Annotated in this window: 19 protein-coding genes; 9 read left to right on the top strand and 10 right to left on the bottom strand. The window is 71.3% G+C overall.

Going from position 1 to position 17,982, the window contains the following annotated elements; genetic code table 11:
• Positions 1-118: 118 nt before the first annotated feature.
• Positions 119-1,525, top strand: a complete 1,407-nt coding sequence (locus ACLZN2_RS24070) for a DUF6777 domain-containing protein (RefSeq protein WP_416981077.1) — start codon at positions 119-121, stop codon at positions 1,523-1,525.
• Between the two features lie 117 nt (positions 1,526-1,642).
• Entirely contained in the window at positions 1,643-2,095 is a 453-nt protein-coding gene (locus tag ACLZN2_RS24065) for an ATP-binding protein (protein ID WP_416981076.1), read from the top strand.
• A gap of 18 nt (positions 2,096-2,113) precedes the next feature.
• On the opposite strand, the gene ACLZN2_RS24060 is transcribed toward ACLZN2_RS24065, so the two are convergent.
• Complete coding sequence (locus ACLZN2_RS24060; protein WP_416981075.1) at positions 2,114-3,001, bottom strand: RNA polymerase sigma factor SigF; 888 nt, start codon at positions 2,999-3,001, stop codon at positions 2,114-2,116.
• Between the two features lie 216 nt (positions 3,002-3,217).
• On the opposite strand from ACLZN2_RS24060, the gene ACLZN2_RS24055 reads away from it, so the two are divergent.
• On the top strand, positions 3,218-3,607 hold the full coding sequence (locus ACLZN2_RS24055; RefSeq protein ID WP_416981074.1) for a helix-turn-helix domain-containing protein: 390 nt from the start codon (positions 3,218-3,220) through the stop codon (positions 3,605-3,607).
• 24 nt (positions 3,608-3,631) lie between these two features.
• Here ACLZN2_RS24055 and ACLZN2_RS24050 read toward each other — a convergent pair whose 3' ends face one another.
• A complete protein-coding gene (locus ACLZN2_RS24050; protein WP_416981073.1) occupies positions 3,632-4,237 on the bottom strand; it encodes a ClpP family protease in 606 nt (201 codons plus the stop codon).
• A gap of 1 nt (position 4,238) precedes the next feature.
• Complete coding sequence (locus ACLZN2_RS24045; protein WP_416981072.1) at positions 4,239-4,877, bottom strand: ATP-dependent Clp protease proteolytic subunit; 639 nt, start codon at positions 4,875-4,877, stop codon at positions 4,239-4,241.
• Positions 4,878-5,093: 216 nt separating this feature from the next.
• On the opposite strand from ACLZN2_RS24045, the gene ACLZN2_RS24040 reads away from it, so the two are divergent.
• Positions 5,094-5,576 (top strand): VOC family protein, encoded by a 483-nt coding sequence (locus ACLZN2_RS24040; protein WP_416981071.1) that lies wholly within the window; start codon positions 5,094-5,096, stop codon positions 5,574-5,576.
• A 24-nt stretch (positions 5,577-5,600) separates the two neighbouring features.
• Here ACLZN2_RS24040 and ACLZN2_RS24035 read toward each other — a convergent pair whose 3' ends face one another.
• From ACLZN2_RS24035 to ACLZN2_RS24015, 5 genes are all read right to left on the bottom strand, one after another.
• Positions 5,601-6,497: an aminoglycoside phosphotransferase family protein gene (locus ACLZN2_RS24035; protein WP_416981070.1), complete on the bottom strand. Its 897-nt coding sequence runs from the start codon at positions 6,495-6,497 to the stop codon at positions 5,601-5,603.
• 71 nt (positions 6,498-6,568) lie between these two features.
• Entirely contained in the window at positions 6,569-7,441 is an 873-nt protein-coding gene (locus tag ACLZN2_RS24030) for a geranyl diphosphate 2-C-methyltransferase (RefSeq protein WP_416981370.1), read from the bottom strand.
• 78 nt (positions 7,442-7,519) lie between these two features.
• Complete coding sequence (locus tag ACLZN2_RS24025) at positions 7,520-8,584, bottom strand: family 2 encapsulin nanocompartment cargo protein terpene cyclase (RefSeq protein WP_416981069.1); 1,065 nt, start codon at positions 8,582-8,584, stop codon at positions 7,520-7,522.
• On the bottom strand, positions 8,581-10,023 hold the full coding sequence (locus ACLZN2_RS24020; RefSeq protein WP_416981068.1) for a family 2B encapsulin nanocompartment shell protein: 1,443 nt from the start codon (positions 10,021-10,023) through the stop codon (positions 8,581-8,583). Before ACLZN2_RS24020 ends, ACLZN2_RS24025 begins: the two co-directional genes overlap by 4 nt.
• Before the next feature lie 227 nt (positions 10,024-10,250).
• Complete coding sequence (locus ACLZN2_RS24015; protein ID WP_416981369.1) at positions 10,251-11,267, bottom strand: zinc-binding alcohol dehydrogenase family protein; 1,017 nt, start codon at positions 11,265-11,267, stop codon at positions 10,251-10,253.
• Positions 11,268-11,426: 159 nt separating this feature from the next.
• Between ACLZN2_RS24015 and ACLZN2_RS24010 the strand changes: the two genes are divergently transcribed.
• Together ACLZN2_RS24010 and ACLZN2_RS24005 are read left to right on the top strand one after the other, a co-directional pair.
• The gene (locus tag ACLZN2_RS24010; protein ID WP_416981067.1) at positions 11,427-12,221 is read left to right on the top strand and encodes a VOC family protein; all 795 of its coding nucleotides are present in this window, start codon (positions 11,427-11,429) and stop codon (positions 12,219-12,221) included.
• A gap of 24 nt (positions 12,222-12,245) precedes the next feature.
• Positions 12,246-12,944 (top strand): ribonuclease H family protein, encoded by a 699-nt coding sequence (locus ACLZN2_RS24005; RefSeq protein WP_416981066.1) that lies wholly within the window; start codon positions 12,246-12,248, stop codon positions 12,942-12,944.
• Positions 12,945-12,953: 9 nt separating this feature from the next.
• On the opposite strand, the gene melC2 is transcribed toward ACLZN2_RS24005, so the two are convergent.
• Together melC2 and melC1 are read right to left on the bottom strand one after the other, a co-directional pair.
• Entirely contained in the window at positions 12,954-13,775 is an 822-nt protein-coding gene (melC2, locus tag ACLZN2_RS24000; RefSeq protein WP_416981065.1) for a tyrosinase MelC2, read from the bottom strand.
• 32 nt (positions 13,776-13,807) lie between these two features.
• Positions 13,808-14,182 carry an apotyrosinase chaperone MelC1 gene (gene melC1, locus ACLZN2_RS23995; RefSeq protein WP_416981064.1) on the bottom strand — a complete coding sequence of 125 codons (375 nt, stop codon included), beginning with the start codon at positions 14,180-14,182 and terminating at the stop codon, positions 13,808-13,810.
• Between the two features lie 355 nt (positions 14,183-14,537).
• Between melC1 and ACLZN2_RS23990 the strand changes: the two genes are divergently transcribed.
• The 3 genes from ACLZN2_RS23990 (at position 14,538) to ACLZN2_RS23980 (ending at position 17,979) form a co-directional block, all read left to right on the top strand.
• A complete protein-coding gene (locus tag ACLZN2_RS23990) occupies positions 14,538-15,749 on the top strand; it encodes an FAD-dependent monooxygenase (RefSeq protein ID WP_416981063.1) in 1,212 nt (403 codons plus the stop codon).
• A 110-nt stretch (positions 15,750-15,859) separates the two neighbouring features.
• Positions 15,860-17,344 carry an MDR family MFS transporter gene (locus ACLZN2_RS23985; protein ID WP_416981062.1) on the top strand — a complete coding sequence of 495 codons (1,485 nt, stop codon included), beginning with the start codon at positions 15,860-15,862 and terminating at the stop codon, positions 17,342-17,344.
• Entirely contained in the window at positions 17,341-17,979 is a 639-nt protein-coding gene (locus ACLZN2_RS23980; protein WP_416981061.1) for a TetR family transcriptional regulator, read from the top strand. Before ACLZN2_RS23985 ends, ACLZN2_RS23980 begins: the two co-directional genes overlap by 4 nt.
• Positions 17,980-17,982: the final 3 nt, after the last annotated feature.

The following is a 17,982-nucleotide window of genomic DNA, read 5'->3' as shown; positions in this document are numbered from 1 at the left end:
CGCGTCCGGCTTGCGGGCGGCACCCGGCCGGAGCACACAATGATTCCGTTGTGGCAGAAAGCGGTGCGTCTTTCCGACAAGCGGGCATCGCGGCACATACTCCACATCGGGAGAGCATGTGAGCGCCGAACCTCCGTCCTCCGACCGCCCCACAGGACCGCCCTCCGGCCCCCTGTCGGGGCCCTCGCAACCACCCCCGCCACCCTCCTCGGGACCCCCCACCGAACCGGTGGAGCCGGTGTCCTCGGGCGGTTCGTCCGGCGGTTCCTCGGGCGGTGACGTCCCGGACGGCCCACCCGAACCGGAGCCCGGGCCGGACTCCGGCCGGCCCTGGTGGCGTTCCGCGCCCCGGCTCGCCCTCCTCGGGACCGCCCTCGTGGCCGCGGTCGCCCTCGCGGTCCTGCTCACCCTGCCCGGCAGCGGCGGCTCCGGCGGGGCGGGCGGCGGCAAGATCTTCACACTGGCCGCGGCCAAGACCGGCCCGGACCCCTTCACCGAGTCCACGGCCACCGACAACTCCACCGCGACGGCCTCCGCCGCCCCCGCGCAGGGCACGACCGAGCCCACCGGAAACGCCCTCAAGGGCGTCGACGGCGGGGCCGCCGGGGTGTACGGCGGCACCCGCGACGTGGCCAGCTGCGATGTGGAGAAGCAGATCAGCGCTCTCCAGGCGGCCCCCGCCAAGAACCGGGCGTTCGCCTCGGTGGCCGGCGTCGAGCCCTCCGGCGTCCCCGCCTATCTCCGCTCGCTGACCCCCGTACAGCTGCGCATGGACACCTGGGTCACCAACCACGGCTACCGCGACGGTGCCGTCACCACGTACCAGGCCGTCCTCCAGGCCGGCACCGCCGTCCTCGTCGACGCACACGGTGTGCCCCGGGTGCGCTGCGCCTGCGGCAACCCGCTGACCAAGCCGGTGCCGCAGCAGAGCGAGCCGGAGCGCACGGGCGACACCTGGCCGTCGTACAAGCCCTCGAACGTCGTCGTGGTCACCCCCGCGGCGAAGCCGGTCAAGGAGTTCGTGCTCTACGACCCGGACCACGGCCACCACTGGTTCGCGCGCCACCGGGGCGACACCGGCGGCAAGGAGGACCGGCCCACCCGTCCTCCGAAGAAGCCCCTGGTGTTCGTGATCATCACACCGCCGCCGGCGAGCCCCTCCAGCCCGAGCCCGTCCACGTCCGCTTCGCCCTGTGACCCGGACCGGAAGAACTCCTGCCCGCCGTCCTCGAAGTCGCCGTCCTCGAAGTCACCGTCGTCGGAGTCGCCGAGCTCGAAGCCGCCGTCCTCCAAGTCGCCCGGCTCGGAGTCCCCGTCGTCCGAGTCCCCGTCCTCGGAACCCCCGTCCTCGGAGCCCCCGAGCTCCGAGCCGCCGTCCTCCTCGCCGCCGGACAACGGCCTCGTGGAGGAGTCGTCGGCCTCCCAGTCGCCCCCGGAACAACAGCCCGAGGCGCCGAGCACCTCGGTCCTGACCTCCTCCGGCGACCTCGCCCCCGCGTCCTCCCCGGTCTCACCGATCCTGTGAGGCACCCCATACCCGTCCGGCGCACGGGGTGCGCCGGACGGGACTGTGCGTCGCGGCACGGGGTACGAGCACAGGTGCAGCAGCGTCCGGCCAGTCCGGCCTACCGGAGAGACACGCATGATCGAGCACCTGGACGGGGCAGTGATACCGACTGGCTTCGACGTACCCGTGGAACCCCTGAGACGAGCGGCGCACTACACCGGTGAACCCGGATGCATCGCCGAGGCCCGCGGTTTCGCCGCGCACTTCGTCGACCAGCTCAGAACCGAGTGGTGCGCGCGCATCGGCGAGCGCGCGAGCGGTGAGGTGATGCTGGTCGTCAGCGAACTGATCACCAACGCCGACCGGCACAGCAACGGCCCCTACATCCTGGAACTGGAAGGCACCGACTCCACCGTCACGGTGTGCGTCTACGACAGCAGCGACGCGCTGCCCCTGCGGTTCCCCAGGGACCCCGAGCGCGTCGGCCGGCACGGCCTGGAGATCGTGCACGCGCTGGCGGCCGAGGTCACCGCCGAGCGCGTACCGGTCGGCAAGCGGGTCCGCGCCCTGCTCACCTTCGGCGACTGACCCCGGCCGGCCGCGGGCTCAGGCGCAGCCCAGCTCGCCCAGCATCCCCTCGCGCAACCGCAGGATGATCCGCTTGATCAGCCGTGACACATGCATCTGCGAGCAGCCGAGCTGCTCACCGATCTCCGCCTGGGTGGCCTCCTCCACGAACCGCAGATGCAGGATCCGCCGTTCGCGCTCGCCGAGCTCGGCCATGAGCGGGGCGAGCGACTGGAAGTCCTCGACCAGCCGCAGCCCGTCCTCCTCCACGCCGATGAAGTCCGCGAGGACCGACTCGCCGTTCTCCGGGCCGTCGCCGGTGAGCGCCGCGTCGAGCGAGGAGGAGTTGTAGCCGTTGGCGGCGATCTGCGCCTCGACGACCTCGTTCTCCGGCAGGTTCATCAGCGTGGCGAGCTCCGCCGCGGTGGGCTCCCGGTCCAGGCGTCCGGCCAATTCGTCGCGCGCCTTGGCCAGCTCCACCCGCAACTCCTGCAACCGCCGCGGCACATGCACCGCCCAGGTGGCGTCCCGGAAGAAACGCTTGATCTCCCCGACGATGTACGGCAGGGCGAAGGACGTGAACTCCACCTCGCGGGAGACCTCGAACCGGTCGATGGCCTTGATCAGGCCGATCATCCCGGTCTGGACGATGTCCTCCATGTCGTTCCCGCGGCCGCGGAACCGCCCGGCCGCGAACCGCACCAGGGACATGTTCATCTCGATGAGCGTGTTGCGGGCGTACTGGTGGTCGTGCGTGCCCTCTTCGAGTTCGGTCAGCCGTGTGAAGAACTGGCGGGACAACTCCCGTGCGTCGCGCGGAGCCACGCTCCGCGGGTCCTCGACTCCCGGCAGCGATGCTCCACCCGTGCTGGTCCCGGCGGTGTCCTCGACGACCTGAGCCTGCGACCCGATCACGGCGGTGTGCATTACCTCTCCCCACGAAAGTCACGGTTCGACGTTTTTTCTGTTCTCGTCGCGTGAGCGGACGCGTGTCGCCACCATCCGCTCACGGGGCGGGTACCCCGACTTCGCCGGGCCATGCGTACCGAGGAGAACGGCGCACCCCCACCGCCGGTGCACGATTCCACCGAGGGCGGAACGCCAACCCCTTCCCGTCGCGCCCCCGGCTCCTAGGCTGGTGCGGTGACCGATCGAGCGCCGAACCGAGCCCGTGTGATCCCGCTGCGCCCGCCCGCCGGACGCCAGGCCCCCGAACCGCCCGCGCCCAGAGAGCCCCTCTGGCGCGACCTGGTAGGAGACGTCCTGCGCCGCGAACGCCGGGCCCAGGAACGCACGTTGAAGGACGTCGCCGACGAGGCCCGTATCTCCATGCCGTATCTGTCGGAGGTGGAGCGCGGCCGCAAGGAGGCCTCCTCGGAGGTCCTCGCGGCCGCCGCCCACGCCCTCGGACTGAGCCTCGCCGACCTGCTGGCCAGGGCCCAGGGCGAACTGGTCCGCCTCGGCGACCGACCCGCCCGTCACAGCCGTACGACGACGACCTCCTCGTACGACGTCCTCTGCCTGGCGGCCTGACGAACCGCCACGGGCCGGCGTCCCTTATGACACAGTCAGGAGCCGCCGGCTCAGCACCTCGTCGGCGAGCCCGTACGCCACCGCCTCCGGTGCGGTGAACACCTTGTCGCGGTCCATGTCCGCGCGCAGGGTGGTGAGGTCGTGACCGGTGTGCCGGGCGAGCACCTCCTCCACCTGGGCGCGGATACGGACCATTTCCTTGGCCTGCAGTGCCAGATCCGAGACCGTGCCCTGACGGCCGCCGCTGGCGGGCTGCCCGAGCAGCACGCGCGCGTGCTCCAGCACGAACCGGCGGCCCGGGTCCCCGCCCGCCAGCAGCACGGCCGCCGTCGACGCCGCCTGCCCGACGCAGAACGTGGAGACCGGCGCCTGGACGAATGTCATCGTGTCGTAGATCGCCATCAGCGAAGTGAACGAGCCGCCCGGGGAGTTGAGGTAGATCGAGATCTCCTGCTCCGGGGCCGCCGACTCCAGATGGAGGAGTTGCGCGATGACCACGTTGGCCACCCCGTCGTCGATCTCGGTGCCGAGGAAGATGATCCGCTCGGACAGCAGCCGGCTGAACACGTCCGAGGACCGCTCACCCTGTGCGGTGCGCTCGACGACATGCGGAATCGTGTAGCTGCCCATGTCACAGCCCCATCCGTCGCCGCGCCGGGGCCGGGCGGACGTCGGCGAACGACTCCACCACCCGGTCCACGATGCCGTACTCCCTCGCCTGGTCGGCCGTGAACCAGCGGTCGCGGTCGCCGTCCCGCGAGATCTCCCCGGCTGTCCGGCCGGTGTGCTCGGCGGTGATCCGCTCGATGGTCCGCTTGGTGAAATCGAGGTTCTCCGCCTGGATCTCGATGTCGGCCGTGGTGCCGCCGATCCCGGCCGACGGCTGATGCATCATCACCCGGGTGTTCGGCAGCGCGTACCGCTTGCCGGGCGCGCCGACACTGAGCAGGAACTGCCCCATGCTGGCGGCGAAGCCCAGGCCGAGCGTCGAGACGTCGTTGGGGATGAGCCGCATGGTGTCGTAGACGGCCAGCCCCGCGTGCACCGAACCGCCCGGACTGTTGATGAACAGGGCGATGTCGGTGTGCGGGTCCTCCGCCGAGAGGATCAGCAGCTGCGCGCAGACCCGGTTCGCCGACACCTCGTCGACCTGGGTGCCCAGCAGCACGATCCGCTGGGCGAGGAGCTGGGCGGCGAGATGGTCGTCGAAGCGGGTGGGCGGGGTGTCGCCGTCCTCGGCCCGGGGCGCGAGCATGGTCGGTGCGGGCATCGGTTCTCCTCGTGGTCGCGGGGATGCCGTCGCCTCCACTGTCGGGGCCGGACCACGTCCGCGGCCGGTTTCTCTGCCGGGGGCAGATACGCCGAGGGCAGAGCACCCGCCGGGTGGAACCGCGGCCATCCGGATTGTTTCCGGCCCGGCCGATGAGTTCCCGGGCGTACTCCGGTCGACACTGGTGACAGCGTTCCACGCCCCAGGAGGGACCTCATGACCACCGACGGATTCACCACATACCTCTGGTTCGACGGCCAGGCCGAGGAGGCCGCGCGGTTCTACGTGTCGGTCTTCAAGAACTCCAGCCTCGGGGACGTCCTGCGCTACACCGAGACCGGACCGGGCACCCCCGGGGCCGTGATGACCGTGGAGTTCACGGCGAACGGCCAGAGGTTCGTCGCGCTCAACGGCGGCCCGGAGTTCAAGTTCACCGAGGCGATCTCCTTCCAGGTCGACTGCGCCGACCAGGAAGAGGTCGACCACTACTGGAACAAGCTCCTCGAGGGCGGTGGCGAGCCCGGACCCTGCGGCTGGCTGAAGGACAGGTACGGCGTGTCCTGGCAGGTCGTGCCCCGACTCCTCATGGAGCTGGTCGGCTCCGCCGAGCAGGACAAGGCCGCCCGCGCCATGAAGGCCATGCTGGGCATGGGCAAGCTCGACGTCGCCGCCCTGCAGAAGGCCTACGACGGCGAGTGACGGCGGCGCCGCGGCGCGGGCGCGTCACCGGGCCCGGGCCTCCGTGAGGATCTCGTGGATCACATGCCGGGAGTTCTCCGCCAGCGGCGGGTTGGTCTCCCAGTAGTACGGTAGCTGGATCAGCGAGATCGACAGGGCCCAGCCCCGGCCGCGCGCCCACTCGTCGTCGTCCGCGCCCACCGCCTTCCGGAACGTGCCGCGTGCCGAGGCGGGCAGCAGGTTCCAGGCCGGGATGAGGTCGACGGCCGGATCGCCCACGCCGACCGTGCCGAAGTCGATCACGGCCGTCAGCCGCCCCTGGGCGACCAGGACGTTCCCGGGCGACAGATCACCGTGCGCCCACACCCCCGGCGCGGTCCGTCCCGGCACCCGCAGCGCCTCCTCCCACAGAGCGGTGACCGTGTCGGTGTCGATGCGCCCGCGCAGCTGCGCGAGGGCGTCCCGGGTGTGGCGGTCGCGCTCGTCGAGCGGGATGCCGCGGCAGTTCGGCGGCCCGTCCCGGACGTCGACCTCGCGCAGCCCGGCGACGAACGCCCCGAGGTCCGCCGCCAGCCGCTGCGGTTCCTCGACGGCTCCCGCGACCGGGTTGCGGCCCTCCAGCCAGCGGTAGACGGACCACGGCCAGGGGAAATCCCCGCCCGGGGCGCCCTCCGCCAGCAGCACCGGCGCGGCGACCTGCAGACTCGGCCCCAGCCGGGCCAGCCAGCGACGCTCGTGCGCCACACTCTCCACCGCGCGGGGATGTCGGGGAAGGCGGACCACCTTGTCGGTGCCCAGCCGGAACATCGCGTTCTCCGTCCCGGAGGACGGCAGCCGCCGTACGGGCAGCCCTGCCCACTCGGGGAACTGGGCGGCGATCAGCCGGCTCACCAGCGGGGCTTCGAGATCGACCTCGTCCGGGTGCATCCCCTGGGCACACATGCGGCCATTGCAGCGGACCGACGCCCGTGCCGTCCAACGATATTGAACGGCACGGGCGTCGATCTGGGGGCTCAGACCCGGTCGGCCACGATCATCAGATACTGGAAACTGCCGTTCTTGTAGGCGGTCAGGAACGTGTCCTCGATGCCCGTGACCAGATGGTCGGCCTGTCGGCGCAGCTCCCAGTACGGGATCGCCGTCTCGGTGAGGTCCTCCACATGGACCGGCACCAGCCGGTTGTCCGCCATCGCCCGGAAGTACCGCGAGCGGGGGTGGATGTCGCAGATGTAGTGCGCGTTGATGAGCGACACCTCGCGCGACGCCTGCCCGTACGTGTCGTTGTAGCAGCCGGTGATGACGACGTAGCGGCCGCCGCGGCGCAACACCCGGGCGTGCTCGGCGAACAGCAGGTCCAGCTCGACGTACATGCTCGACTCGTTGTTCCACGAGGCCGCGTACGCACCGGTCTCCAGGCCCGTGTCCAGCATGTTGCGGTGGTGGTAGCGCACCTTGTCGTCGATGCCCCGCTTGCGGGCCTGCTCGTTGGCGAACCCGGCCTGCTTGGCGGAGATCGTCACGCCGTCGGCGTGGCAGCCGTAGCGCAGACTGGCCGTGACACTGCCGCCGCCGCGCCCGCACCCGGCGTCGAAGACCCGGTCGGACGGGGTGAGCGGTCCGAGCCGGGAGGCGAGGAGTTCGGCCTGGGCGTGCTCCAGCCGATGCAGCTCGGTGGTGATCCGCTCCTTGCGCAGCTCGGGATCGGGCTCGTCGAGCACCGACCAGTCGGCGTCACCGACGCCGTAGTGATGGTGATAGAGATCGTCGATCCGGCCCAGTTCGAGGTTGACCGGGTTCTCCTCCGCGTTCCAGTAGTCCGCGATCCGGTTCTGGTAGACGGACTGGGTCGGCAGCGGCAGGGCCTCGGCGAGCGCCTCGGGGGTCATGGTCAACGGTGACTCCTTGTGATGGTGATGCGGTGATGCCGTACGTGACTGCGTGATGGATGGTCAGAAGATCGCTGTTCACCAGTAGTTGGGCAGCGAGTAGCGGTGGGTGTTGGTGGCGTGCCACTCGTGGTTGCCGGCCACCCAGTCCGACAGGCCCTTGAGGTAGCGCTCGACGAGGGGTGAGGCCGCGGCGAGCAGCGCCGACTCCGACTCGAAGGCGTCCATGACCTCGTTGTGCAGGTCGACCGACTTCAGATAGGCGGCCTTCAGCCCGCGCCGGTCGTTGGCGGCCACGACCTGCGGCAGATTGAGATGGGTGGGATCGGACGCCAGCTCCTTGGTGAAGGAGTACAGGTCGTTGACGATCGTGGTGGCGTTGCAGGCGAGCGCCGTGACCCGCTGGATCTCCGGGCGGGCGTAGAGCTGCTCGGGCAGTTCGTAGCCGTCGACCGCGTCGACGATCGACAGACACGGCCGGAAGTTGTTGAACTGCCGCATCACCAGGTACTCCCAGACCTGCGGCCGGTACCCGGTCTCCATCCAGGCCGCCTCGCCGAGGTAGCCCAGGTGCAGCCGCGCCATGTCGTGCACGAACCGGTCGGTCTGGCTGGGCGTGACGAGGGCCGCGTAGTCCTTCAGCGCCCAGAAGTACGAGCGCAGCGGACCGTCGGCCTGCATGCCCTGCAGCCACTGCTCCTGGTGGGCGGGCGGACCGTGGAAGGGGTCGAGCGCCGACTGCGCCAGGATCAGCCGGCCGGCGAGCCCGCTGCGGGAGCCGCCCCGGCCCTCGTCCTCCTCGCAGTAGCAGCTGTCCACGACGTTCTCCGCCAGCAGCAGCTTGCCCGCCGCCGTGAGCCGGTCCAGATCGGCGGCGCCCGGATGCTGGAGGACGACGGCACGGCCGAACTGGAACCCCGTGAAGTCGCCGTTCCACGCCGTCGGGAACAGATCCAGGCCGCGGGCCCACTCCTCCAGCCGGCGGTCGACCTCCGCCGCCTTCTCCGGGTCGGCGGGGGCCACCTCCCGGTACCGCAGCCCGGGGATCGCCCCGCTCCGCCGGGTGTTGAGGCTCGCGGCGAGATTCGGCGGTCCCGGCAGCCCGCTCCCGGCGCTGCCCAGCTGCGCGCTGTCCGCCGTCACTCGGCCGTCCGGCCGATCTGGACGTTCTCCAGGATGCCCGCCGCGTCCGGGACCAGCAGCGCCATCGAGTAGTAGGCGGTGACCAGGTACCGGATGATCGAGTTGGCGTCGATCCCCATGAACCGCACGTTCAATCCCGGCTGGAACTCGTCCGGGATGCCCGTCTGGTACAGGCCCACCACACCCTGGTCGGCCTCACCCGTGCGCAGCGCGATGATGCTGCTGGTGTGCTGCTCGGTGATCGGGATCTTGTTGCACGGGAAGATCGGCACCCCGCGCCAGGCCGGGATCTCGTGCCCCTCCACGGTCGCCGTGCCCGGCACCAGACCGCGCCGGTTGCACTGCCGGAAGAACGCCGCGATCGCCTTGGGGTGCGCGAGGAACAGCTTGGTCTTGCGCCGCATCGACAGCAGCTCGTCCATGTCGTCGGGGGTCGGCGGCCCGGTGAAGGTGCTGACGCGCTGCCCGTAGTCGACGTTGTGCAGCAGCCCGAACTCCCGGTTGTTCACCAGCTCCCACTCCTGGCGCTCCCGGATCTCCTCGACCGTGAGCCGCAACTGCTGCTGCGTCTGGTCCATCGGGTGGTTGTAGAGGTCGGCGACCCGGGTGTGCACCTTCAGCACCGTCTGGGTCAGCGACAGCTCGTACTCGCGCGGCGAGAGCTCGTAGTCGACGTAGCCCGCCCCGATCGTCGGCTCGCCGGTGTGGCCGGCCCGGAGCGGCTGCTCCGCCTCGCCCTTGCGGTTCATCGGCCGCCGCTGCCGCTCGGCGTACGCCTCGAGGTGCGCGGCGAGCGACGGCACCCGGCCGAGGAACTCGCGCAGCACGTCCCCCGGCAGCACCAGCAGCACACCCGAGGTCTCCGCGCGCACCGAGGACAGCCACAGCGGGTCGTCCTGTCCGATGGCCTCCTCGCCGAGCTGGTCGCCGCCGGAGACGACCCCGACGATCTCCTCCTCGCCGTACTTTCCGGCGGTGTAGCGCGTGAACCGGCCGTGCACGACGAGACAGGTCTCCGTGACCGGCTGACCGGCCTCGAAGATCACCTGGCCGGGCCGGACCTCACGGGTCTGGAAGCGGGACGCGAGATCGGCCAGGGCCCCGTCGTCGGAGTAGCCGCGCAGCACGCGCAGCTCGGTGAGGGTGTCCGGGATGACCCGGACGTCGTCGGCGCCGTTGTGCTCGAACTGCACCCGGCCCCGGCCGACGGACAGTTGCAGACGCCGGTTGACCCGGTAGGTGCCGCCCTTCACGTCCACCCACGGCAGCGAGCGCAGCAGCCAGCGCGAGCTGATCGCCTGCATCTGCGGTTCGGACTTGTGGGTGGTGGCGAGCTGGCGGGCCGCCCGGGTGCTGAGACTGGTGAGCTGCCCGTCGGCCGACGGCTCGGGAGCGTGTTCGTCGAGGGCGGGAGCGGTGGCGCTGTCCGGTGTGGACACATTCTCTCCAGAAAGGTGGTGCGAGAAAGGTGGTGCGCGGAGCTGGGCGGACGGGTCGTGAAGATCGGCTTCGAAGATCCGCAGGCACCAGCCAAACACCCTCTGTGACGCATGGGTACGGCGCGAAAGGGTTGGTTATGGGTGTTAAAGGTGCACAGTGGGGCGGAAGGTGGGGAAGGCGCCCCAAGTGCACCGGAAGACCGCTCGCACGCACCTACGCGCCGCGATCAGGAGGGTTGGGAGAGATCGTTCACCAGAACGGCTGCACCGTCGAACTGACCTGCAGCGAGATCCCGCAACGCCTGCGGGGCCCGCGAGAGCGGATACGCGTGCGTGGTCGCCCGTACGCCGAGCCGGGCCGCCAGGGTCAGGAACTCCCGCGCGTCCACCCGGGTGTTGGATGTGACACTGCGTAGCTGCCGCTCATAGAACAGGTCGGTCTCGTAGCGCAGTGGCGGTACGTCGCTGAGGTGGATTCCGGCGACGGCCAGCACTCCGCCCCGGTCCAGCGCCCGCAGCGCCACCGGGACCAGATCGCCGACAGGCGCGAACAGGATCGCGCTGTCCAGCGGCTCCGGCGGCATCTCGTACGCGTCCCGCGCCGAGGCCGCCCCCAGCTCCAGCGCCAGCCGCCGCGCCGCCGCCCCGCGCGTCAGGACGTGCACCCGGGCGCCCTGGGCCAGTGCCACCTGGGCGCACAGATGCGCGCTGCCCCCGAAGCCGTACAGCCCGAGCCGCCCGCCCGGCGGCAGCGCGGCCCGCCGCAGCGCCCGGTAGCCGATGATGCCCGCGCACAGCAACGGCGCGAGCGCCACCTCGTCCACGTCGCCGGGCAGGGGATGGGCGAACGCGGCCGGCACGGTCGTGTACTCGGCGTAGCCGCCGTCGGCGTCCCAGCCGGTGTACGACGACGTCGGGCACAGGTTCTCGGTGCCCCGGGCGCAGTACACGCACACCCCGCAGGTACGCCGCAGCCAGGCCACGCCCACCCGGTCGCCGGGCGCGAAGCCGCTCACCGCGGCACCCAGCCCCGCCACCACACCGACCACCTCGTGCCCGGGTGTGACCCCGGGCCGCCGTACCGGAAGATCACCCTCGGTGACATGCAGATCGGTCCGGCACACCCCGCAGGCGCGCACCCGCACCAGCAGCTCGTCGTCGCCGGGCACCGGCACCGGCCTGCGCACCAGCCGCAGCGGTTCCCCGGTCACGGGCCCCGGCTCGGCCACCGACCACGCGCTCATCGTCCCGTCGGCCATGCCCCCTCCTGTCCCGCCCCGTCCGTCCTGCCTGTCCGTCCCCTCCCAGTGTGGGGCGGCGCGGGCCGCTCGGCGCGCGCGCCGACGGGCGGGTGACTAGCGTGAGGAACCGGACAGAGTCGTCTCTTCGGAAGGGCCGCCGTCATGGCCGTACAACCAGAGGGAACCCCGTGCTGGGCCGACGCGATGTTCACCGACGTGGAGGGCGCCAAGAACTTCTACGGCGAGGTCCTCGGCTGGACCTTCGGCGAGTCGTCGTCGGAGTACGGCAACTACACACAGGCCTACGTCGACGGCAAGGCGGTCGCCGCCGTCGTCCCGCCGATGCCCGGCCAGGAGGGCCAGTCCCAGTGGTGCCTGTACTTCGCCTCGCCGGACGCGGCCGCGACCGCGGCGAAGATCCGCGCGCACCACGGCGAGGTGCTGATGGAACCGATGCAGGTCGGGGACTTCGGCACGATGTGCCTGGCGCGCGAGCCCAGCGGCGCGGTGTTCGGCGTCTGGCAGGCGGGGACCCACGAGGGCTTCGAGGCCGAGGCCGTCCCCGGCGCCTACGGCTGGGCCGAGGTCTTCACCCGTGAGCCCGAGAGGGCGGACACCTTCTTCTCCTCCGTCTTCCCTTACACCGCCCGGCAGATCGAGGACGACAACGTCGACTTCCGTATGTTCAACGTCGGCGACACCACGGTCCTCGGCCGGATGCGGATGACGGACGAGTTCCCGCCCGAGGTGCCGTCGTACGTCAACGTCTACTTCATCGTCGGCGACTGCGACGACGCCGTCGCCAAGGCGACCAAGCTCGGCGGTGTCCTGCGCTTCGGCCCGATGGACAGCCCCTTCGGGCGGTTCGCGGCCCTCAGCGACCCGCAGGGCGCGAACTTCTCGGTGATCGACTTCACGACCACCCAGGGCGAGCTGCCGCAGACCAGGCCGGTCTGACCGGACCCCGCGCGCGGCCATGGCATGATCGTGCCCATGCGTGAACGTGTTGTGGCCGCGTGCGACGGGGCTTCGAAGGGAAACCCGGGACCGGCGGGCTGGGCGTGGGTGGTCGCCGACGACGCGGAGAGCCCGGCCCGCTGGGAGGCGGGCCCGCTCGGCAGGGCCACCAACAACGTCGCCGAACTCACCGCCCTCGAACGCCTGCTGGCCTCGACCGACCCGGGCGTGCCGCTCGAGGTCCGGATGGACTCGCAGTACGCAATGAAGGCCGTCACCACCTGGCTGCCCGGCTGGAAGCGCAACGGCTGGAAGACCTCCGCGGGCAAGCCGGTCGCCAACCAGGAACTCGTCGTCCACATCGACGAACTGCTCGACGGCCGCTCGGTCGAGTTCCGTTACGTCCCCGCCCACCAGGTCGACGGCGACCCGCTCAACGACTTCGCCGACCGCGCCGCCAGCCAGGCCGCCGCCGTCCAGCTCGCGGCGGGCAGCGAGCAGGGCTCCCCGGAGCCGCCGCCCTCCCCGGACACCCCGAAGCCGAAGTCCGCCCGTACCGGCGGGAGCAAGTCCCCCCGGCGCGGCGGCGGTTCGTCGGCCCGCACGATCAAGGCCAAGTTCCCGGGCCGCTGTGTGTGCGGGCGCTCCTACGCGGCCGGCGAGCAGATCGCCAAGAACGCCCAGGGCTGGGGTCACCCGGAGTGCCGTACGGCCGAGGCCTGACCAGTCGTCTCAGGCGTCGAACGTGTAGTGCGGGGTGTGGTCGAGCAGATCCCCCGGAGTCGTGTCGTTCCACGGCTTCATGGTCTCGTCGAGGTCGACCACATCCCGGGTACCACCGCCCGGCAGATACGCCGACCCCGGATGCCGCCGCTGCCACTGGGCCCACAGCTTGTCGACGTAGGCGTGGTGCAGCCAGAACACCGGATCGTTGGGGGAGACCCCGGTCGCCATCTGCCCGCCGACCCACACATGGACCCGGTTGTGCAGATTCACCCCGCGCCATCCCTCCAGATGGTTGCGGAAGCCGTCGGAGGCGCTGTTCCAGGGCGCCATGTCGTACGTCGCCATCGACAGCACCGAGTCGACCTCGGCCCGCGTCGGCAGCTCACGCACGCTCGTGCCGAGGGACCGGCGCAGATAAGCGCGCCCGTCCACCCGGACGTTGATCGGCCAGTTACCGGCCGACGCGGCGAACGGCCCGTCCATCACCTGCCCGTCCCGGCTGCGCCCGGTGCCGCCGAGGAAGTCCGGCGCCCACAGCGAGGAGCGCGGTGAACGGTCTTCGGACCAGTCCCAGTACGGCAGCGTCACCGACGCGTCCACCGACTGCAGCGCCCGCTCGAACTCCAGCAGGAACCTGCGGTGCCACGGCAGGAAGGACGGCGAACGGTGGCCCGTACGCTCGCCGTTGTCGGTGTCGCCCAGGATGAACGCGTTGTGTGTGGTGACGAAGGTGTCGTAGCGGCCGCTGCGCTTGAGCTCGACGACGGCGGCGACGAAGCGCCGCTTCTCCTTGGCGGTCAGGGACGCCTGGTTCTTGCGGACGGTCATGTGCGGGTGCTCCAAAGGGGCTTGCGGGAAGGTCAGTTGGCGGGCGACGTGGGGAGGGGCAGCAGCCGGGCGCCCTGCAACTCGTCCACTGCGGCACGGGCTGCGGCCCTCGGGGTGGACACCGGGGCGTAGTGGCTGACGACACTGATCCAGGTGCTGTCGGCATTGCGCATGACGTGCAGTTCGACACCGTCCACGGACACGGCGTAGCCGCCGCCGTGATGGTGGCCGCCCGAGGAGGACGGCCGGCCCTGTATCCGGCGGCCCTTGTAGATCTCGTCGAAGGCGGCGGGGGAGTCGTGGTCGTGCGCATGGTCGTTCGCGCGGGCCGCGGGGACGGCGAGCGCCGTGGCTCCGGCGAGGGCGGTCGCGGCGGTGAGCGCGCGACGGCGGCTGAGATCGGGCATGCGGAATCTCCTGGGGTGTGTGCGGAGGCGACCCGGCATGCCTATCGAGGACATCGAGGGCGGGAGAAATCGTTCGGGACCGGTTGGCCGTGATCCGGACAATCGCTCACATGTCGTGCAATCCTGAACCAAGACGATCTTGGCGTGGCAGGGTCCCGGGTGGGGGCGGAAGGGGCAATTCCTTTCCATGGAGCTGCCCCTTCCGGTGATCTTTCGTGCGCGGATGTGCCGCCCGTGGTGTGGCTCACGTGGAGAAAGTGGCGGAAACCCGGAGATGTGACGCCCCTGGAGGGAGCCCGCGCACTGCTACCCTGCGTCGTCAATCCATCACGTCTGGTCATTCCAAGGGGTGTGCGTGAAGGTCGCCTGTGTCGGCGGCGGGCCCGCCGGCCTGTATCTCTCGATCCTGCTCAAACTGCAGGACCCGTCCCACGACGTCACCGTCCTCGAGCGCAACCCGGAGGGCTCGACGTACGGCTGGGGTGTCACCTACTGGCAGGGACTCCTCGACAAACTCCGCGCCCGAGACCCCGAGTCGGCCCGCGCGATCGAGGAGCACTCCGTCGTGTGGAACCAGGGCATCGCCCATGTACGGGACCTGTCGACCCGCCGGCCCGGCGACGAGGGCCACGGCATCGGCCGCCACAAACTCCTGGAGATCCTCGCGGAACGCGCCCGCGCACTCGGCGTACGGCTGGAGTTCGACTGCGAGGTCACCGCGGACGACCTGCCGGGCGCCGACCTGGTCGTGGCCGGCGACGGCGTCCACAGTGCCCTGCGCACCCGGCACGCCGACCACTTCGGCGCCGAACTCGCACCCGGCCGCAACTCCTACGTCTGGCTCGGCACCAGCAAGGTCTTCGACTCCTTCACCTTCGCCTTCGTGGAGACCGAGCACGGCTGGATCTGGTGCTACGGCTACCCCTTCAGCGCCGCACAGAGCACCTGCGTCATCGAGTGCGCCCCCGAGACCTGCGCCGGGCTCGGCCTGGACCGGGCGAGCGAGGCCGACGGCCTGGCCCACCTGGAGAAGCTCTTCGCGCACATCCTCGACGGCCACCCGCTCATCGGCCGGGCCACCGCCGACGGCGGCTCCCCGTGGCTGACCTTCCGCACCCTCACCAACCGCACCTGGCACCGCGACAACCTGGTCCTCCTCGGCGACGCCGCCCACACCACCCACTACTCCATCGGCGCCGGCACCACCCTCGCCCTGGAGGACGCCCTCGCCCTCGCCGACGCGCTGAGTACCGGCGACGACCTCCCCCGCGCGCTCGCACGCTACGAACACGAACGCCGCAGCGCCCTGCTGCCCCAGCAGAGCGCCGCCCGCTACAGCGCCCAGTGGTACGAGAACCTCACCCGGTACATCGACCTCCCCCCGGAGCGGATGTTCGCCCTGCTCGGCCAGCGCCACTCGCCCCTGCTGCCGTACGTCCCGCCCCAGCTCTACTACCGCCTGGACCGGGCCGCCGGACAACTGGAGGCCCTGCGTCGGTTCAAGCGCTGGCTCGGACCGAAGATCGCCCGCGGCGCCCACGCCCGGGCCCTGGCCGCCCGGAAGTAGTCCCGCCGACTCCCGGAAGGGCCGCACCCGCTTGGGTGAATGTGAATTCACTGCTACGGTGAATTCACATTCACCCATTCTTGCGCCTCGTGCCGGCCGCTGGAGTCCCCATGGCGTCGCCCGTCCCGATACCTGCCCCGACCAGGGAAGACTCCGGCCCACGGGCCCGGTTCGCGATCCCGGTCCTGGCGTACTGCGGGATTCTGATGGCGGTCATGCAGACCGTCGTCGTCCCCCTCCTGCCCGATCTGCCCCGGCTGACCGGCGCCTCGCCCGCCGCGGTCTCCTGGATGGTGACCGCCTCCCTGCTCTCCGGCGCCGTCCTCACCCCGGTCCTCGGCCGCGCCGGCGACATGTACGGCAAGCGGCGGGTGCTGCTGCTGTCCTTCGCCCTGATGGCCGCCGGCTCGGTGATCTGCGCGCTGACTTCTCAGATCGGCGTGCTCATCGCGGCCCGCGCCCTCCAGGGCGCCGCCTCCTCCGTCGTGCCGCTTTCCATCAGCATCCTGCGCGACGAACTGCCCGCCGAGCGCCGGGGCTCCGCGATCGCGCTGATGAGCTCCACCGTCGGCATCGGCGCCGCGCTCGGTCTGCCCGCGGCGGCCATGGTCATCCAGTACGCCGACTGGCACACGATGTTCTGGGTCACCGCCGCCCTCGGCACGACCGGCGTCGCGCTGATCCGGTGGGCGGTGCCGGAGTCGCCCGTGCGCGAGCCCGGCCGGTTCGACGTGTCGGGCGCGCTGGGACTCGCCGTCGGGCTGGTCTGTCTGCTGCTCGCCGTGTCCCAGGGCGGCCAGTGGGGCTGGGGCAGCCCGAGGATCGTGGGCCTCTTCCTCGGGGCCGTCGTCGTGCTCGGCCTGTGGTGGTGGCGGCAACTGCGCGCCGAACGGCCGCTGGTGGATCTGCGACTCGTGTCCCGGCCCAGGGTCGGCCTCTCCCATGTGGCCGCCCTGCTGACCGGCTTCGCGTTCTACGCCAACTCCCTCGTGACCGCCCAACTGGTGCAGGCACCCGAGGCCAGCGGCTACGGGCTGGGCCTGTCGATCGTCCAGACCGGGCTCTGCCTGCTGCCCGGCGGCGTCACCATGCTGCTGTTCTCCCCCCTCTCCGCACGGATCTCCGCCGCCCGGGGACCGCGCGTCACCCTCGCGCTGGGCGCCGCCGTCATCGCCACCGGGTACGCCGTACGCATCGCCGACAGCCGCGACCTGTGGATGATCATGGTGGGCGCGGCGGTCGTGGCCACCGGCACCACCCTCGCCTACTCCGCGCTCCCCGCACTGATCCTGCACGCCGTGCCGGCGAGTCAGACCGCCTCCGCGAACGGCGTCAACGTCCTGATGCGCACCATCGGACAGGCCGTCTCCAGCGCCGCCGTCGCCGCCGTCCTCGTCCACCACACCAGCCTCGTCGGGGGCGCCCCGGTGCCCACGCTGCACGGCTATCTGCTGGCCTTCGCCCTGGCGGGCGCGATCGCCCTGGCGGCCTGCGCGGTGGCCCTGACCATCCCCGGCGACGCCGAGCCCGAGGAAGTCCGCGCCGCCCGCGACCGCACCCCCGCCACCGGGGACGAGGCGATGGAGGGAGCATGAGTGCCGTGAACACCACACCCGGTACCCCTGTGAGCGCGGGCGCTTCTCCCGCCCCCGCCCGCCGTGACGCCGAGGCGACGAAGACGGCCATTCTGCGGGCGGCCCGTCACCTCCTGGCCCGGCACGCCCACGCGGACATCACCCTCAAGGCCGTCGCGGAGCGGGCCGGGGTGAGCCCGCCGCTGGTCCTGAAGTACTTCGGCAACAAGGACGCCCTCTTCGCCCGCGTGATGTCCTTCGAGGAGGACGCCGCCGCGCTCCTGGACGCGCCGGTGGAGGACCTGGGCCGGCACATGGTCCGCCATGTCGTGGTCGGCCAGCGCGAGCGCGGCGCCGACCCCGTCCTGCGCATCGCCTTCGCACCGCTGCACGGCGACCACGGCGACATCCTGCGCGCCAACTTCCGCACCCAGGTCACCGAACGCCTCGCCGCCCGCCTCGGCGGCCCCGACGCGCGCCTGCGCGCCGAACTCGCCCTCGCCACCCTCATCGGCCTGGGCGTGATGTTCGGCATCGCCCGGGGCGAGGAGCTGCGGGCGCTGTCCGTGGAGGAGATCGTCGACCGCTACGGCCCGACGGTCCAGGCCCAGCTCGGCTCCTGGCAGGGGTGCTCCGCGCCGGGCCGGGACGGATGACAG

Source organism: Streptomyces sp. T028, from assembly GCF_048159505.1.
In the GTDB taxonomy this organism is placed as follows: domain Bacteria; phylum Actinomycetota; class Actinomycetes; order Streptomycetales; family Streptomycetaceae; genus Streptomyces.
This window is presented reverse-complemented; position numbering and strand designations above follow the sequence as displayed.

Bases quoted from the DNA above. Each gene is read 5' to 3' on its own strand.
- ACLZN2_RS24065 (WP_416981076.1), top strand. From the start codon at position 1,643: ATGATCGAGCACCTGGACGGGGCAGTGATACCGACTGGCTTCGACGTA.
- ACLZN2_RS24060 (WP_416981075.1), bottom strand. From the start codon at position 3,001: ATGCACACCGCCGTGATCGGGTCGCAGGCTCAGGTCGTCGAGGACACC.
- ACLZN2_RS24050 (WP_416981073.1), bottom strand. From the start codon at position 4,237: ATGGGCAGCTACACGATTCCGCATGTCGTCGAGCGCACCGCACAGGGT.
- ACLZN2_RS24045 (WP_416981072.1), bottom strand. From the start codon at position 4,877: ATGCCCGCACCGACCATGCTCGCGCCCCGGGCCGAGGACGGCGACACC.
- ACLZN2_RS24040 (WP_416981071.1), top strand. From the start codon at position 5,094: ATGACCACCGACGGATTCACCACATACCTCTGGTTCGACGGCCAGGCC.
- ACLZN2_RS24035 (WP_416981070.1), bottom strand. From the start codon at position 6,497: ATGTGTGCCCAGGGGATGCACCCGGACGAGGTCGATCTCGAAGCCCCG.
- ACLZN2_RS24030 (WP_416981370.1), bottom strand. From the start codon at position 7,441: ATGACCCCCGAGGCGCTCGCCGAGGCCCTGCCGCTGCCGACCCAGTCC.
- ACLZN2_RS24015 (WP_416981369.1), bottom strand. From the start codon at position 11,267: ATGAGCGCGTGGTCGGTGGCCGAGCCGGGGCCCGTGACCGGGGAACCG.
- ACLZN2_RS24010 (WP_416981067.1), top strand. From the start codon at position 11,427: ATGGCCGTACAACCAGAGGGAACCCCGTGCTGGGCCGACGCGATGTTC.
- ACLZN2_RS24005 (WP_416981066.1), top strand. From the start codon at position 12,246: ATGATCGTGCCCATGCGTGAACGTGTTGTGGCCGCGTGCGACGGGGCT.
- melC2 (WP_416981065.1), bottom strand. From the start codon at position 13,775: ATGACCGTCCGCAAGAACCAGGCGTCCCTGACCGCCAAGGAGAAGCGG.
- melC1 (WP_416981064.1), bottom strand. From the start codon at position 14,182: ATGCCCGATCTCAGCCGCCGTCGCGCGCTCACCGCCGCGACCGCCCTC.
- ACLZN2_RS23985 (WP_416981062.1), top strand. From the start codon at position 15,860: ATGGCGTCGCCCGTCCCGATACCTGCCCCGACCAGGGAAGACTCCGGC.
- ACLZN2_RS23980 (WP_416981061.1), top strand. From the start codon at position 17,341: ATGAGTGCCGTGAACACCACACCCGGTACCCCTGTGAGCGCGGGCGCT.